Annotated in this window: 12 protein-coding genes; 5 read left to right on the plus strand and 7 right to left on the minus strand. The window is 44.1% G+C overall.

Features of this window, described 5'->3' with window-relative positions:
• From WCW_RS08050 to WCW_RS08070, 5 genes are read right to left on the minus strand one after another with little or no spacing between them, the layout of a single operon-like run.
• Nucleotides 1-1,350 (minus strand): metal ABC transporter permease, encoded by a 1,350-nt coding sequence (locus tag WCW_RS08050; protein ID WP_227738808.1) that lies wholly within the window; start codon nucleotides 1,348-1,350, stop codon nucleotides 1-3.
• A gap of 2 nt (nucleotides 1,351-1,352) precedes the next feature.
• Nucleotides 1,353-2,126: a metal ABC transporter ATP-binding protein gene (locus WCW_RS08055; protein WP_013182721.1), complete on the minus strand. Its 774-nt coding sequence runs from the start codon at nucleotides 2,124-2,126 to the stop codon at nucleotides 1,353-1,355.
• Entirely contained in the window at nucleotides 2,116-3,099 is a 984-nt protein-coding gene (locus WCW_RS08060) for a metal ABC transporter solute-binding protein, Zn/Mn family (RefSeq protein ID WP_013182722.1), read from the minus strand. The genes WCW_RS08055 and WCW_RS08060 overlap by 11 nt, the downstream gene beginning before the upstream one ends.
• A complete protein-coding gene (locus WCW_RS08065; protein WP_013182723.1) occupies nucleotides 3,096-3,386 on the minus strand; it encodes a DUF971 domain-containing protein in 291 nt (96 codons plus the stop codon). Before WCW_RS08065 ends, WCW_RS08060 begins: the two co-directional genes overlap by 4 nt.
• Nucleotides 3,383-4,231 (minus strand): Mrp/NBP35 family ATP-binding protein, encoded by an 849-nt coding sequence (locus WCW_RS08070; protein ID WP_275450104.1) that lies wholly within the window; start codon nucleotides 4,229-4,231, stop codon nucleotides 3,383-3,385. The genes WCW_RS08065 and WCW_RS08070 overlap by 4 nt, the downstream gene beginning before the upstream one ends.
• A gap of 480 nt (nucleotides 4,232-4,711) precedes the next feature.
• Between WCW_RS08070 and WCW_RS08075 the strand changes: the two genes are divergently transcribed.
• The 4 genes from WCW_RS08075 to recJ all read left to right on the plus strand — a co-directional run bounded on the left by WCW_RS08075 (nucleotide 4,712) and on the right by recJ (nucleotide 13,742).
• Nucleotides 4,712-5,209 (plus strand): hypothetical protein, encoded by a 498-nt coding sequence (locus WCW_RS08075; RefSeq protein ID WP_013182725.1) that lies wholly within the window; start codon nucleotides 4,712-4,714, stop codon nucleotides 5,207-5,209.
• A gap of 374 nt (nucleotides 5,210-5,583) precedes the next feature.
• Nucleotides 5,584-7,131 (plus strand): NTP/NDP exchange transporter, encoded by a 1,548-nt coding sequence (locus tag WCW_RS08080; protein ID WP_041941596.1) that lies wholly within the window; start codon nucleotides 5,584-5,586, stop codon nucleotides 7,129-7,131.
• Nucleotides 7,132-7,306: 175 nt separating this feature from the next.
• Nucleotides 7,307-11,884, plus strand: a complete 4,578-nt coding sequence (secD, locus tag WCW_RS08085) for a protein translocase subunit SecD (RefSeq protein ID WP_013182729.1) — start codon at nucleotides 7,307-7,309, stop codon at nucleotides 11,882-11,884.
• A 94-nt stretch (nucleotides 11,885-11,978) separates the two neighbouring features.
• Nucleotides 11,979-13,742: a single-stranded-DNA-specific exonuclease RecJ gene (recJ, locus tag WCW_RS08090; protein WP_013182730.1), complete on the plus strand. Its 1,764-nt coding sequence runs from the start codon at nucleotides 11,979-11,981 to the stop codon at nucleotides 13,740-13,742.
• Nucleotides 13,743-13,808: 66 nt separating this feature from the next.
• On the opposite strand, the gene WCW_RS10300 is transcribed toward recJ, so the two are convergent.
• Nucleotides 13,809-13,967 (minus strand): hypothetical protein, encoded by a 159-nt coding sequence (locus WCW_RS10300; protein WP_013182731.1) that lies wholly within the window; start codon nucleotides 13,965-13,967, stop codon nucleotides 13,809-13,811.
• 3 nt (nucleotides 13,968-13,970) lie between these two features.
• Nucleotides 13,971-14,399 (minus strand): helix-turn-helix domain-containing protein, encoded by a 429-nt coding sequence (locus tag WCW_RS08095; RefSeq protein WP_013182732.1) that lies wholly within the window; start codon nucleotides 14,397-14,399, stop codon nucleotides 13,971-13,973.
• Nucleotides 14,400-14,643: 244 nt separating this feature from the next.
• Between WCW_RS08095 and tsp the strand changes: the two genes are divergently transcribed.
• Nucleotides 14,644-16,596 carry a tail-specific protease Tsp gene (tsp, locus tag WCW_RS08100; RefSeq protein ID WP_013182733.1) on the plus strand — a complete coding sequence of 651 codons (1,953 nt, stop codon included), beginning with the start codon at nucleotides 14,644-14,646 and terminating at the stop codon, nucleotides 16,594-16,596.
• Nucleotides 16,597-16,632 lie beyond the last annotated feature (36 nt).

Consider the following 16,632-nt stretch of genomic DNA (forward strand, 5'->3'; position numbering starts at 1 on the left):
TTAAGCCTCTTTAACAGTTGAAGGGGGAATCGGCTGTCTGTGAGGATCTATTTTCGGATCTTCTAAAAGTTTCGTCAATTCTTTTTCAAGCTCTGGCGTAAGGATATGTTCCATCTCCTCGGCACTGCGGTGAACCCGCTCAGAGCCAACTCCTAAATAGTCGGCCAAATACACCTCCCATAATCGATGCAAGCGGACAATGTGCGCAGCGCGGTGGATTCCGTCCGTCGTCAGCCTGTATCTATTTCCACGCTGCTCCACCCATCCTTGTTTGGAAAGCCTGTAGAAAACAAAACGTAAAGACAAATAAGAAACTGTTTGATAACATCTGATATCGTTCACGGAGTACCAGAGGCCTTTTCCCATTCTCCACATGGTTTTCATGACATTCTCAACCAAACAAAGGTAACGGAAATAAGCAATGCGCGCCAACCTAATGACAAGCCCCCGTTCAGGCGCAAAAAGAAGAGAGATTGCACAGATCACTGTTGCCACCAATACAATCATCGGCCCTGTTGGAATAGACAACCTGTCCTTAGGGAAGAGAGTCTGAAGATGGTTAGTCACTTCAACTGACAAGATGTTGCCCAACAATCCGCTGACGATGCCAAATAAACCGGAAATCAACAAAAGATAAATCAAGCGATGCGTATACTGGCGCGCAGCAACGGCTGGCGCAATCAGCATAGCAGACATCAATACGACACCAACAGAACGGATCCCAACAACAATAGCTATGGTCAAGAGAAAAAAGACAATCGCATCAAGCGCTTTTACATTCAGTCCAAGACTTTTGGCATAGTCCCTGTCGAAAGTCAGTACCTTAAGTTCTTTGTAGAGCAATAAAATTAATGAAATCACCAACACAGACAATATTCCATAGAGGGCAATATGGATATCAGTCATCGTTGCTGCCTGGCCGTAAAGATAATTAATGCTCTGCTTATAGAGAGAAGTGTGTGAAAATTGCACACGTGAAGCCAGTGTAATTCCGACGCCCACAAACGCCGACAAGATGAAACACATGGCGGAATCAGACTTGATTTTATGAGATCTTTCCAAATAGTGAATGCAATACAATGCTGCTAATGACGTAGCAAATGCTCCGACCATTCCCATCAATGGCACAAGAAACCATTGTTCATCGCCGTTAAGCGCTAAAGAACCGAGCAGAGCCCCAAAAATCACGCCGGGATAAGAGGCATGGGAAAGCGCTTCTCCTAACAAAGATTGCTTTTTCAAATAGGCGATCACACCGACCCAAGCAGCAGACAAGCACATCAACATGGACCCAATCGTTGGCGCTCTTAAAATCGGATCGGTGAAATACAAAAGAAAGCCTTGAATCAACGCTAAAGACCCTGCTGTTTAGATTTTGAAATTTTCAACGCCTCATCAAATAATGCGTAGCTCTTCCCGTAGCAAGCATTTAAATTTTCACGAGTAAACACCTCTTCTGTGCGCCCCGAAGCAACTAGGCGGATATTCAACATAATGACCCAATCGAAATAGTTGTCAACGCTATCCAGCTCATGATGCACGACACAAACCGTTTTTCCCTGATCCCTAAGTTTATGCAAAATGTCCATGATCACCTGCCTTGTCCCCAAATCAATGCCAACAAAAGGCTCATCCATCAAATAGATGTCTGCTTCCTGAATGAGCGCACGCGCCAAAAAAACTCTCTGCTGTTGGCCGCCGGACAACTGGCTGATTTGGCGATGGGCGAACAGTTCCATTCCAACCATTTCCAAATACTCGTGCACGGCAGCATAATCTGCCTGTCTAGGCCAGCGAAAAAGTCCAAGATGCCCATATCTTCCCATGAGAACCAGATCTCTAACAGTGATGGGAAAATCCCAATCGACGGTTTCTTTCTGCGGGACATACGCGATACGTTTTCTGGCTTTTTCCAAAGGCTGGTTGAAAAATTCCACTTTTCCACTGATCGGACGTATCAACCCAAGAGCTGTTTTAATCAGAGTCGTTTTTCCGGCGCCATTAGGCCCGATAATACCGGCGACAACCCCAGCTGGAACCTGCAAGGAAACATCCCAAAGAGCAGAGACATCTCCATAGTTGACTGACAGCTGATGCGTAGTAAGCGCGCCGGATTTATCCTTCATTATCTTCACCGTTCTTATTGAGGTATTTTGCAATCAAACGCACATTGTGGACCAACATTTTCAAATAAGTATCGCCGGAAGATCCGGGAGGCCCCATCGCATCTCCATAAAGAGGGCCGGGAGCAATTTCAAGATTTAATCCTTCTTCGTTTCCAGCGTCTTTTAATTTACGAATCGATGCCCTGCTAACGTTTGACTCTGGAAAAATGACGCGAATCTTATACTTTTTCATATGATCGAGGATCAACCGAATGTCAGCTGCGCTCAACTGGCTTTCCGGTGCTAGCCCTTCTGGAGCAGCAAACCTCTTTTGCCAACTGCCATCTTCAATTTCCCGATCTGCCGCTAAATAAGCGCGTGCAAAGTAGTTGAAAGCGTCGTGGCTTGTCACTAAATATCTTTTTTTCGAAGGAACTTCCTGCATCAAATGCTGCAACTCAAAGTGAGCGTCGATCAACTCGCGATAAAGCGCTTCTCCCCGGCTTTGATAGTCTTTAGCATGCTCTGGATCGTTTTCACTTAGAACTTCGACAATTTTAATAATCGTTTGAGCCCATAAGCTCGCATCCATCCAAATATGCGGATCGACCGTTCCATTATACGTCAAAATTAAAGAAGGATCATGCGCTAAAATCCAATCGCCGAGCCCGTATGCTTTAGGATGACTTTCCAGGGATTGCCGAAGGCTCGGTGAATGTTCCAGTCCAAGGCCATTGTAGAAAACAATATCTGCATACGCCAGTTTTTCATCATCCCCTTTGACAAGTTGATAGGAATGCGGATCCAACTCCCCCTTCACCAAAGTCAGCGTATCAACCCTGTCTCCACCCACTTGTTTCACAAGATCTTCGATCATCCCAATCGTACTCAAGATCTTAATCTTTCCATTCGGCTTCAACCAAATGCTCAATTCGCTAGGCTGAGTTGAGCATCCAAGGCATAAACAAAGCAATAATAAAATGATCTTCTTCATATAAATCTTAAGTCCTCAAAATTGTAAATACCCATTGAACAACCGCTTGTGAAATCGATTCGGATTGCATAGCGTCCTACGCTTGCAATTTTAACAGCTCTTACCTGCTCATCGACAAATTTTGCATTCGTCTTTCTTTCTCCAGTTGATCCATCTACACAATTTGCACAAGGGCACATTTTTTGCAGATCGCTCAACCGGTAATCAATCACCTTTCCATCAGTCCATTCAATGGAGAAATGATAATTGTCCTTTTGCCTAATCTCTTTAATTTGTAAAGCGGTCATGTTCCCATCTCCTTCCAACGCAATTCAAAACGTCCAATGCCCGGAGATTCCATCCCTTCCAGCTCCTCCTGAACGCGGCGGGAAACATCAAGAAATGCACGAGCTGCGCAAGCCTCTCCATCTCCATCAAAGATCGATTCCCCAAGATCGGACTTTCGGCAAAGGAGGGGATCGATGGGGACAGAGCCTAAAAACGGCAAGCCGCTTTCTCTTGCAAGCCTCTCTCCACCGCCTCTTCCAAAGGGATAAACCATCTGATCGTTCACCTGCATGCCGCTCATATTTTCGACGACCCCTAAAAGAGGAATATTTACCTGATCGAACAGATGGATCGATTTTTTCACATCCATCAACGCAATCTCCTGAGGCGTCGTGACCATGACAGCTCCCGTGATCTCTGCTTGCTGGCAGAGCGTCAACTGAATATCTCCTGTTCCTGGGGGAAAATCGATGATCAAATAATCCAGCTCGCCCCAGTCGACTTGATGAATAAATTGAGAGATCACCCCATTGGCAATAGGGGCGCGAATGACTGCCGCTTCGTTTTCCTGTCTGAAATAGGCCATCGACATTACACGAATTCCTCTGCTCAACGCTGGAGACAGCCTATCCCCCTTTTGACCCGGCATGCGATCTTCAGGCAGCATTTTCCTTATGGAAGGCCCATACACATCCGTATCCATCAATCCAATTCGGAGCCCTTTGTTCTTCAGCGCCAAAGCCAGATTAACCGCTACAGTGGATTTGCCAACGCCTCCCTTTCCCGAAGCAATAGCGATCGTTCGGGAAATTTTTCTTATGTTGCTTTTTTCCTCTTTTTTATCGTACATCGGCAATGGCATCATCGTCCTCCAACATCAACAAAGAACTGTCCAGTTTACACAGAAAAATGTTTATTCTGAAGAGATATACCGAAAAACAGAGAAAAAAAAGATTCTCAAAATGGATTTTATTTATTTTGTAAACGACTTCTTAGAATATTTTTTGCAAAAAAATCACAAAGATGTTTAAATCCTGCTTCTGTGTCTTTTGTAAATTGATAACATTTTCTGATGCAACTAACTATTAAACGTTGCTCAATTTTTTACCAAAGACATAGTAAAGGGAATATAAATTAGAACTTAGGCTACAACTCAATTTTTGGGTTCATCTTAGTCAAAGTGATAGAGCTTTTGAGTTCACTTTTTAGATAGTGTCGCCTATGAATAGAATGTTACATCTTAATTTAAAGAAAAAAATTTTCAACCCTCCCATAACATTCTCCTCATAGGCGATACTATCTCTTTAAGAATGAATAAACACGGTAATATTGAAGGAAGGTCAAAATGATACAAGATAAGCACCAAACAAATGGTCATGAGCTCGAAAACTTAATCGACTCTGCAATTAAAAAAGTAGGTGGAAAAAAAGAAAACGACATTTGTCGATACCTGCCGACAGGATCGGGAGGCTACATCCATCACTTCACCATGCGTAAAATGAAACATGAAAACCCAAAAAAACTTGTCACCATGATCAGGCAGCACATCCTCAATGAGGAAAAACCGACTGCTGTACCGCCAAAACCCAGAGCGGCAAGAGGTTCAAGGAAAAGACGTGATCAATTTTTGTTTACCAAAGAAGATATTGAACGGATGCTCAACATGGCTCGTCTAGCAGGAGACAAGGAGATGATCCGCAAACTTACCCCGCGTAAAGACCTCAAACAGATCAAGCGGGAATTAATCTCTTCTATTCGCCACAATCAAATTGATCACGAACTGTGGAACTGCTACGTGGAAACTGTCACGACAGCAGAGGCAATTTCAAGCAACAGCCAATAAACAACCCAATCATGCGGTTTGAAGGTGCAAACCTTCAAACCGCATCCCGATTCTTGGAATTGATTCGGTATATTTTCAGATGAATTTCTTCTTGATTTCTTCTATTTGTATCAGTAAAATTTCCCCTCCAATACTAAATACTGTTGCCATTTTGCCGCTTTGTTTGGAGGACGATTTTTTTTAGCGGTAAAAAACCGCTAAAAAAAATCGAATTTCAAAGCGTTCAAAATGGCAACAGTCGATTAATCGAATCGACTTAAGGTTTAGTCAATGGAGGATCCTTATAAAGAGCATAGCGAACCGCCCGAAATCAATCACACGTTCGCATTGCCTGGATCATGATAGAAACACGACAAAAATAACGAGGTTTAACTATGTCGAAAGAAACCCAAAAAGAATTTGGGAAGCTTCGGATGTTTTTTTGGCCCGTACATAGCTACGAGCTCAAAAAGCTTCTTCCGATGTTTCTCATGTTCTTCTGTATTTCCTTTAATTATACGATTTTAAGAGATACGAAAGATACACTGATCGTTACCTCTTCGGGAGCGGAAACCATTCCATTCCTGAAAGTATGGGGGGTCGTTCCCTCAGCGGTCGTATTTATGCTCATCTATGCAAAATTGAGCAACACATTAAGCAAGTCCGCGCTGTTCTACGTAACAATTACACCCTTTCTCGCGTTTTTTGGGCTTTTTGCGTTGGTCCTCTATCCAAATAAAGAGTTGCTCCATCCTACAGAATTGGCCGACTCTCTTCAAGCAGTCCTTCCACTTGGTTTCAGCGGTCTGATTGGCTGCCTTAGAAATTGGACCTACTCGGTTTTCTACATCCTGGCCGAACTATGGGGGAGCGCTGTTCTATCCTTGATGTTTTGGGGATTCGCAAACGACATTATGCGCGTCACCGAAGCAAAAAGATTTTACAACCTGCTCGGACTCGGCGCAAACGTCGCCCTACTTGCCTCGGGAACAGCCATTATCCACTTTTCCGACATCCGCAAACACTTGCCTGCCGATGTTGACGCATGGCAAATCTCCCTCAACTTCCTAATGGGAATGGTTGTGCTTGCCGGTATAGTGATTATCGGTATTTACTGGTGGATGCAGAAAAACGTCTTAACCGATCCTGCATTCTACGATCCATCAGATGTTAAGAAGAAAAAAGAGAAACCAAAGATGTCAATTACAGAAAGCTTCAAGTACTTGCTGAGCTCAAAATACATCTTATGCATTGCGATTCTCGTCATCGCTTACGGTATTTCCATCAACTTAGTTGAGGTAACCTGGAAAAACCAGCTTAAGCTTCAGTATCCGAACCCAAATGATTACAGTGCCTTCATGGGAGGATTCTCTCGCTGGACAGGGCTGGTAACCATCTGCATGATGTTTGTCGGCGGATACATTATTCGAACAAAAGGATGGGGTTTTGCAGCTGCAATCACTCCTGTTGTCCTATTATTGACAGGCATCGCATTTTTCACATTTGTCCTCTTCCGCGAGAACCTGTCTACCTACATCGCTGCGTTAGGTACAACGCCTCTATTTCTTGCTGTTGTGATCGGCATGATCCAAAACATCATGAGCAAATCGAGCAAATACTCCCTATTCGATCCGACAAAGGAAATGGCTTATATTCCTCTTGACCAGGAATCCAAAGTCAAGGGCAAAGCTGCGATCGACGTTGTCGGCGCCCGCCTTGGAAAATCAGGGGGGTCTTTGATCCAGCAGGGACTATTAGTCGCTTTTGGCACTATCTCTGCAATCACTCCATATGTTGCAATTGCAACAATTGCTGTAATTATCGGATGGTTGTTTGCCGTACGTTCCTTAAACAAACAATTTGTCGCTTTGACAAGCGATGCGCCTACTGAGGAACCAAAAACTCCGGAAAAAACTTCTACAGCAGCTGCTGCTGCAAGTTAATTTTTCCAAAGTTTAAGGCTACGTTCTCAAACCGGCTGCTTCTAAAGTAAAGAGGCAGCCGGTTTTTTTTGCCCCCTAAAAATCCACTAAAAAATATCAATATGGCGTCTTTCCGCTTTATTCGATTTTTGATATGATCTCCTTATTCAATTTTAGAAATTCAAAGGGAAATTCAATGGAAAAGCAAAAACGTTGGCAATTCTACTTGATAGCAGCAGTTATTTTACTGACGCTCATCAACATCCTACCCACAGTCTTCTACTACATGAAGCCACTAAAAGCTCCTGTAAACGCCAATTTGGCACGCACAGTCGCCTTTGATGCTGTCCAAAGGGTCAATAAACTGGAAGAAGACTCGAAAGCCTGGCTGAATTCTTTCAGCAAAAATCTGGGAATTAAACCCGTCTCCATCCAACTGCAAAACGACGATCCGGGTTTAATCGAAGTGACTTTCAAAAATTCTCATGAAGCCAAATTGTTCCAGCACTATCTGCCAAAAGCAGGTTCGCTGATTCCATTCGTTCCCGCACAATTGAGACTCTATGAACAAGGCGCAACTACCGACAACACCGTTTTGGTTGCCAGACAGATTAATGTCCACCTAGATCCCGCCAAGATTGATAACTATTTTCACTACTTTCCGAAAATGGAAAATGGAAAAATCTCCGAAACGTATAAAGAGCATGTCTACGACCGCGCTTCAAGGCTCGGAACAGCTTTTACAGGAGAGAGCCGCACAGGATTGCAGCTGAAAGCGATCACCAATCACTCAAGCAGCGATAACAACGGCGCGATCCTTGGCCTAGCTAACGCAATCGTTGACTACGCCCGCACATTTGGAGTGGAACATCCGGTCACCAAAAGATTCTACGCCAGCTTTACTCAGGTAAATCAAGCTGACAAGGATCAATTGATCCAGAAACTGCAGTCCCGCGTTAGCGCTGCGAAAACAGACCTGCAATCTGAAGTCAAGGCACTAACCAATCTGAAAGAGGTTCAAGAGAAGGAAAACAAGAGTCTGGAACCTTCACAAACACAACGCCTCAACCAGCTCAATAGTCAAATCGCAACTCTTGATCAAGCTTCCGAATTGATTAAACAACACGCTGCCGTGTTCAAATCCGGAAAAGCTCCAATGACAGTTGAAAGCATTGAAAAGCAGCTCCAAAATTCCTGGTCTTCAATCGATCCGAAAAAATCCTTGCAAAAGCTGAATTTCGACGGGCGAAATCCCTACTTTGAACAAATGGTGATTGACTGGAACAATGACACCATCTCTTTCAATCTTTATCAGGACGTTCAGGAAATTCGGCTCTCTCAAAAAAATACTGAAGCTGCAGCGATCAAAACTGACAAGATGAACCAGGCAGTGATCAACAATATCGCTGAAGCTGCCCGTCAATCGGATGAAACAGTTAATCCTGCAGGAAATGAATTTGCCGTCAAATTAACAGACCTAACCAATACTGAGAGCTTTCTCTCGTTTGATTTAGGCAAACTGTCCGGAAAGTTGAGCGAACAGATCACACAGCAGCTCATCTCCGACTGGCTGCCTGAGCATGCTGATCTCAGTCGAAAGGTATTTCCAGTCATCGGATACGACACATATCAAACCCTTACTCCTCAGGAGCAGAAACTAGGGATTGTCGTGTACGCACCGGCAGCAAACAAAGAAATGGCTTCTAAAGGATTTAAGAACACCTCGATTTATGTCATTGCCAGAGGATTGGATGCCATTATCCAAAAATACAGAGAAAACACAAGCGCACCAGGCGCCAAAGAACTCTCCTATGATTTGGAAAAGCTGCAATCTTTGTTGAAAAAAAGGGGGTTTATCGCTTATCCAGGGTCCTCTTTTGGAATCGACAAAGAATTCAGTCAAGATTTGATCTTCGAATTGGATGACTTCTATTCCAATCTTTTCAATGCAACAAGAGAAGACTTCTATGTCAAAGGCAGCAAAAAAACAGCCCTTCTGGACTTCACAAATGTAGAGCAAAGGATCATTGCGACCAATAAAATCGAAGATAGCATCCAGGAGGACCTCTTAAAATGGAGGGACGAGTACAATGCGGCTCAGGCTGATATCGACAGAACACACCGCTATGACGTTCCACCTCCGACAAAGAATGCGTTCTGGGAAAATTTCAAGCTTTCATTGAGAAAATATTTCCGTGGCGACGAACGTAAAATTCTGAAGTGGGGCCTCGATCTCTCAGGAGGTAAAACCGTGCGTATCGGGTTGCGCGACCAGAGCGGACGGATAGTCACCAATCCGGAAGATCTCAAGCAAGCGGTTAATGAGCTCTATACACGCATCAATAAAATGGGTGTTGCCGAGAGAACAATCCGCATTGAGAACAACAACATCATTCTCGACTTCCCCGGCTCCCAAGCGTTTTCCGCTTCCGAACTGGTCAAAGCATCGGCAATGTATTTTCACATCGTGAACGAGAAATTTTCTCAATTCAACTCTTCTCTGCGTGAAGAGGTCAATCAGTTTCTACAGAATGTCTGGAACGAAGCTGTCGTCACAAATAGAAAAGATGCGCAAAGTATCAATGAGATCGCTTGGGAACAAATGGGCGGCAATCTCCAAACAGGAGAAGTTGGCGAACCTCGCAGCGAAGTAGCCAGGACTCTTTATGAAAACGGATTGCGCATCGCCAATCCTCGTACAACGGTCAAAAGCGCGGCATTTGACGACACCCACTCTTCAATCGCAATGCTGAGAGGAGACGATTACTCAGAATGGAACGGACAGACCCATCCGCTGTTAGTTGTCTTTTCAAACTTTGCCCTTGAAGGTTCCAGCCTGGAAAATGTCAATGTCGGCTACGATCCGTCCGAAGGAAATATCTTGAGTTTCGGAGTCAAACGCTCTTACGATGCCAGCCATCCAAGAGCGGGATCAAGCCCTCGCGACGACTTTTACAGCTGGACATCGCAGTTTTCCGAAGATAAGATTGCTGGAACAGCAAAAGAAGCCTACTCACAAGGCCGAGGCTGGCGAATGGCTGTGATCCTGAACGACCATGTAATCACAAGCCCCAACTTGCGCGCAGCTCTTCGAGATGCTGCAACAATTAGCGGACGTTTTTCTCAAAGGGAGATCAACCAGCTAGCAGCTGATTTAAAGGCAGGATCTTTGAGCTTTACGCCAAAAATCCTCTCCGAACAAAACATCAGCGCAGAACTTGGTAAAGAAGAGCGCACAAGAGGAATTTTAGCTGCCTGCATCGGGCTTGTCCTTGTCGGAGCGACCATGATCGGCTACTACCGTTTTGCCGGTGTTGTCGCAACCTGTGCGGTCCTATTCAACTTGCTAATCATGTGGGGAGTCTTGCAAAATCTTGGTGCAGCTCTAACCTTGCCAGGGATTGCAGGTATCGTCCTTACAATCGGTATGGCCGTCGACGCCAACGTTCTCGTCTTTGAAAGGGTGCGGGAAGAGTTTGCGGTTTCAGGTCGAATCGCATCCGCTATCCAAGCCGGATACCGTAAAGCGTTCAGTGCAATCGTCGACTCAAACATTACAACCATCATCGCAGCCTTGATCTTAATCCAGTTCGACTCTGGACCGATCAAAGGTTTCGCTGTCACGTTGATCATCGGTCTTGTCTCCTCCATGTTCACAGCCTTGTTCATGACTCGTTATTTCTTTGCTGGCTGGGTGAAAAATCCGAAAAATAAGAAATTGAACATGGCAAATTTGTTCGGTGGCACCAATATCGATTTCCTCAGCTACACAAAGTCTGCGATGATCATTTCGGCTGCGATCATTCTGGTCGGCGGCTATCTTTTCTGGACCCAGAAAAACACGATGTTCGGCATGGACTTCACAGGCGGATATTCCCTCAATGTAGAAATGGAAGACACTCTAGGTGAAGAAGAAGGCATTTACAAGGAAAAAGCCAGCGCAGCCATGCTTGCAAACGGCGCGCACGCAAATAGCTTTCAAATCCGCCAGCTAAGCCGCCCCAACCAATTGAGAATTCAATTGAGCTTAGGGATGGAGGAAAAAGGAAGCCCGTTTTACGGAATGCCTGAAGCAACACAAGACGATGAAACCACCTACGATTATGAGAAAGATCCAAGAATCACGTGGGTTGTCAAAGCGTTGGAATCAGAAGGGCTCAACATCCAGCAATCCGATCTCGTCAATCTGGATAAGCAGTGGTCGATGATGAGCGGTCAATTTTCAGAAACGATGCGAAACAACGCATTTCTGGCATTGACGTTCGCACTGATCAGCATTCTCCTCTATATTACGGTCCGCTTCGAATTCAAATACGCAATTGGAGCGGTGATCGGCCTGGTTCATGATGTTTTAATCACAATGGGAATCTACGCTATCTTCCACGCAATAGGTTTCCCCGTGCAAATCGACCTTGTGGTCGTTGGAGCGATCATGACGATCATCGGATACTCGTTGAATGATACCATTATCATCTTCGATAGGATCCGCGAAGATCTGAAAATTTTGAGAAAGCTCTCATTTGCAGAAGTGATCAATCACGCATTGAACGTTACGTTGAGCCGCACAATCATGACATCAGGCACAACCCTTGTGGTTCTGTTGTCGTTAGTGCTCCTCGGCGGACATTCGATCTTTGATTTCTCGTTGGTGATGACTATTGGAGTGATCATCGGAACACTTTCTTCATTATTTATTGCCGGACCGGTTATGCTATTCTTCCATAATCGAGAAGAGAAGATTAAAAACAGTCAAACTTCTCTAAAGAAAGCTTGACAAGCTGCCGGTTAAAGTTAAAATAAGAAACACGCATAAAACCCTGGTTTGGTGAGATCTAAGACCAAACCAGGGATCGATTTTGGAGTTAATCATGATATCCTGGAATTTCGAACCTGATAATCCCATGTGGGTGTATCCGAAAATGGACAAAAGGTGGCAGGATGACATCATTAAAGAGTTCAAAATCCACCCCGTTACAGCTCAGCTCTTTGTTTCCAGAGATTTTACAACAGTTGACCAGATCCACCAGTATTTGTACGCAAAGCTCCCCGATCTCCACGATCCTTCTCTTCTCCAAGGGATGGACAAAGCGGTCGAACGCATCGTTAAAGCAATCGAAAACGAAGAGAACATTCTCATTTACGGCGACAACGATGTCGACGGAATGACCGGTACCGCCCTACTCACCGACTACTTAAGAAAAGTCGGGGCAAACGTTTATTTTTACATTTCTACACCGGGAACACTTCGCCAAAACTTGATCATCGAAGCGATCGAATTTGCGACAAAAAATCAATGCAAATTGTTGATCACGGTTGACTGCGGAGTTACTGCAGCTACCGAGATTGCCAAGGTGGTTGAGAAAGGGATTGATGTCATCATCACAGATCATCATGAACCGACCGATCAAATTCCTCACTGCATTGCGACATTGAACCCCAAACTGCTCAATAACTCCTATCCTAACAGAGACTTGACCGGAGTAGGCGTGACGTTCAAGTTGGTACACGCATTAACCAACTATTTAGTTAAACAAGGAAAAATCGATTCCAAAAAAATCGATCTCAAACGTTATTTGGATCTCGTTGCCCTTGGAACTGTTGCGGATATGGGACAGCTTCTGGGAGAAAACAGAATCTTGGTGCGCTATGGACTGGAACAACTAAAACGAACCAAAAGAATCGGTCTTGCCAAGCTGATTTCCGTGTGTGACATGGAGCCGAAACAAGTTTCAACATTTACTATCGCCTCAAAAATCGCCCCCCGTTTAAACAGCTTGGGAAGAATTGCAGATCCGGTCAAAGGGGTTGAACTTCTTCTAATTCGCAATGCAAAACAAGCAGAAACGATGGCTCAAGAACTTGATCTCAATAACCTTGAAAGGCAGAGAATTGAAAAAACAATGACGGCCGATGTCGATCAAATCATCTCCTTGCACCCCGACATCTTGCAAAAAAAAGCGGTCGTCATCCACTCAGACAAATGGCATCCTGGCGTCATCGCAATTCTTTGTACACGCATTTCTAAACACTACAACCGTCCAACTGTCATGATCGCAATAGAAAATGGAATCGGCAAAGGGTCGTTGCGCTCGATTCATGAGTTCCCCCTTCTCTCCGTACTCAGAGACTGTTCGGATCTCCTTGTTAATTATGGAGGCCATGACTATGCTGCCGGATTGACAATCAAAGAAGAAAATATTCCCGAGTTCAAGCGCCGCTTTATTGAAGCCGCCAATCGAAAGCTCTCTACCCACGATGTGGTGACAAAACTCAACCTAGATTCTGAAGTTCAATTTTCCGATCTCACTTTCGATCTGATGGAATCTGTGAAACTGCTGGAGCCTTTCGGCAACGAAAACCCGCAGCCATTAATGTATACGCGAGCCAAACAAGCATGGCCTCCAAAAATCGTCGGAAAAACCCATTTAAAACTCTACCTAGAACAAGGAGATAGAATGCTGGAAGGGATCGCCTATGGCAAGGCCCACTTAAGTCCGCTTCTCCGAAAAAAGAACATTATCTTGGAGGTGGCCTTCACTCCTCAAGTGAATAACTTCTTAGGACCAAGCATTCAGCTTTTAATCAGAGATTTCAGGATTATTGAAGAGAGTCAGCCCAATATACCAAATTAACTTCAAGAATCGGTTTTTGACGTCATCGTTAGCCTTTGATTTTGAGACCCACTTGCATCACTCAACCTATTCAGGTTGAGCTACTTCAGCGCCGGCTTCGCCTGGCTCAAATTCAAGGCAACTCTTTGTCAAAATTCCAATTTTTGAAGCTGGTTCGGTATAACGTTGAAAAGTCAAGATAAGGACAAATCTTAAAGTCAATCTGTCCCCATCTGATGATTGCACGACCTAGACTGCTCGTCTGCGGCCGCCTTTTTTACTGAGATGTTCTTCTTTATATTTATTCACATCTTCAACATGAATGACCCAAGCAGCTCCTCTACGGTGAGCTTTAAGCATCCCTACACGTGTCGCGTAATAAATTTTTTGTGCTGGAACCTTCAGCATTTCAGCAACCTGATTAACTGAATAGTAACCTCTACCATTATCAAAAAGCAGCTCGCCTTCATGCATTGACTTGGTACGAGAGTACTTGTTCTTGCGATACTCATCAAGATCTTTCACGTCGATCGTCCAACGCGTCGTTTCTTTTTTTGCTTTAAGTTTCTTAAGTTTAATGGCTACGTAAATGGCTTGCCGTGTAACGCCGTTGATCCGAGCAGCTTCTGTGATCGAAACAACTTTCGGCTCCTCGCACATTTCCTTAATATTGGACATTTTTATAAACCTCCGTGTCTATTTTCAATAAATCTTAATCAATCGCTAATTATTAAATAAGCGATCTATATTAACTTTGTGAAGGATCTATTTTAACAAAATAAAAATATAAATCAAGCATTTTTTGTGTAAAAAATACTTTTTTTCAATTTTTTTTTCTCACATTTAGACAAAGGTTATGGATGAAAACCTTCATTTCTTGTATGCTTATGCTTTATCTTATTGATTTTGAGATAGGTTCATCATGCGTAAATTTCTGTTTCTCGCTTTGACTCTCAACCTGGTATTCCACTCAATCGATGCCAAGCTTCCGGAAATCGACTCGCCAAAAGTGTTGGAAAAAGTGAACGAAATCATTAAAAGCCACGCTTCGCACACCAAACTAACTCCTGAAATCATGAAAAGAGTGATTTCAAACTACATCGACGAGCTTGACCTCAACAAAATCTACTTCATCGAATCAGACATCGACCCTTGGATCCATCCTTCCGAAACTCTTTTGGAAACAACACTGCAACAGTTCAACAACGGAGACTTTTCTCTGTTCTTTAAAATCCGCGACCAGATGCTCAAAGCCATTTCAAGAAGAAAACTGTTGGATATGCAGGTCACAGCTTCCGAGCTTCCGGAAGAGGTCGATCCCAAAGAATTCAAAGACATGGATTGGGTCAAATCTGAAGAAGAGCTTGTGATCCGTTTGGGAAGGATCAAAGCGCTACAGATCGAAACTTCACGCAAGCTCAACGAAGAATTAAGAGAGAAGTCGCTGCAACGGATAGAAAAGCATCAAGCAAAAAAAGAGGAAGAGATCGCCAATCCAGACCCCAAGCATAGTGAACAGTTTGTCCTCTCCTCTATTTTAAAAGCAACTGCGTCCGCCCTCGATACGCACACCGTCTACTTCACTCCGGGCGAGGCTACCCAGTTCATGATTAATGTGCAGCAACGCTTATTCGGAATCGGAGCACAGCTCAGAGACGATTTGAACGGCTTTACCATCGTAAAGATCATCGAAGGAGGGCCTGCTTCTGAAAGTAAACAACTTAAAGTCAAAGACCGCATTGTTGCTGTCGACGATGAGCCTGTTGTAGGAATGGACATCCTCAGCGCCGTAGAATTGATCCGCGGCAAGGAAGGCACTCCTGTAAAACTAACGGTCATCCGAGAAGAAGGCGACGACGAAAACAAAAAAAAGGAAGAGCTCAACATCACAATTATCCGGGGCGAAGTTGTGCTCAAAGAAACGCGATTTGAAACAGCTTACGAACCGTTTGGAGACGGTGTGATCGCGTATCTGAAGCTTTATTCCTTTTATCAAGATCCGGAGAGTTCATCGGCTTCCGATCTAGCAAAAGAGATTGAAAAACTTAAAGAAAATCATCGGGTCAAAGGGATCATCCTTGATCTTCGGGACAACTCCGGAGGGCTGCTCTCCCAAGCTGTTAGTGTTACAGGGTTATTCATTACTAAAGGTGTTGTCGTAGGGGTCAAAGACAACACAGGAAACGTCCAATATCTTAGAGACTTAGACGGTAAAATGATGTGGGATGGCCCTTTAGCTGTGCTTGTCAACAGAGCAAGCGCTTCGGCATCTGAAATCGTTGCGCAAACACTTCAAGACTATGGAAGAGCCATTATTATTGGCGATGACCATACCTATGGAAAAGGCTCCTTTCAAACATTTACTCTAAATGTCGGCCAAGAAAAGCCAGTCAATCCTGAAGGTGAATACAAGGTCACTAGAGGCATCTACTACACAGTCTCTGGAAAAACACCTCAATTAACAGGCGTCCTTTCAGATATCGTTCTTCCAGGACCTTTATCGGAAATTGAAATCGGAGAGCAATATGCGAAGTATCCTTTGGAAAACGATTCGATCAAACCGAATTTCGACGATGACTTATCAGATATTCCCTACTCACAAAGAAGCAGAATCCGTTTGCTATATAAGCATGATCTTCAGAAAAAGCTCGATACTTACACTGCTTATCTGCCCTTTCTCAAATCCAACTCTGCCTACCGTATCGAGAACAACAAAAACTACCAAGCCCTTCTGAAAGAGATCAAAAAAGAAAACCTTCTCGAAGATGAGTCAAAAGAGCAATTCGGCCAAAACGATTTACAGCTGACCGAAGCTTACAACATCATGAAAGACCTAATCATTTTGATGGATACATGCAAGGAAGACGCTATCTAGATCTAAGAGCGTGCAGGCGATTTTAGAGTGCTTCCT

This window comes from Waddlia chondrophila WSU 86-1044 (assembly GCF_000092785.1).
In the GTDB taxonomy this organism is placed as follows: Bacteria; Chlamydiota; Chlamydiia; order Chlamydiales; family Waddliaceae; genus Waddlia; species Waddlia chondrophila.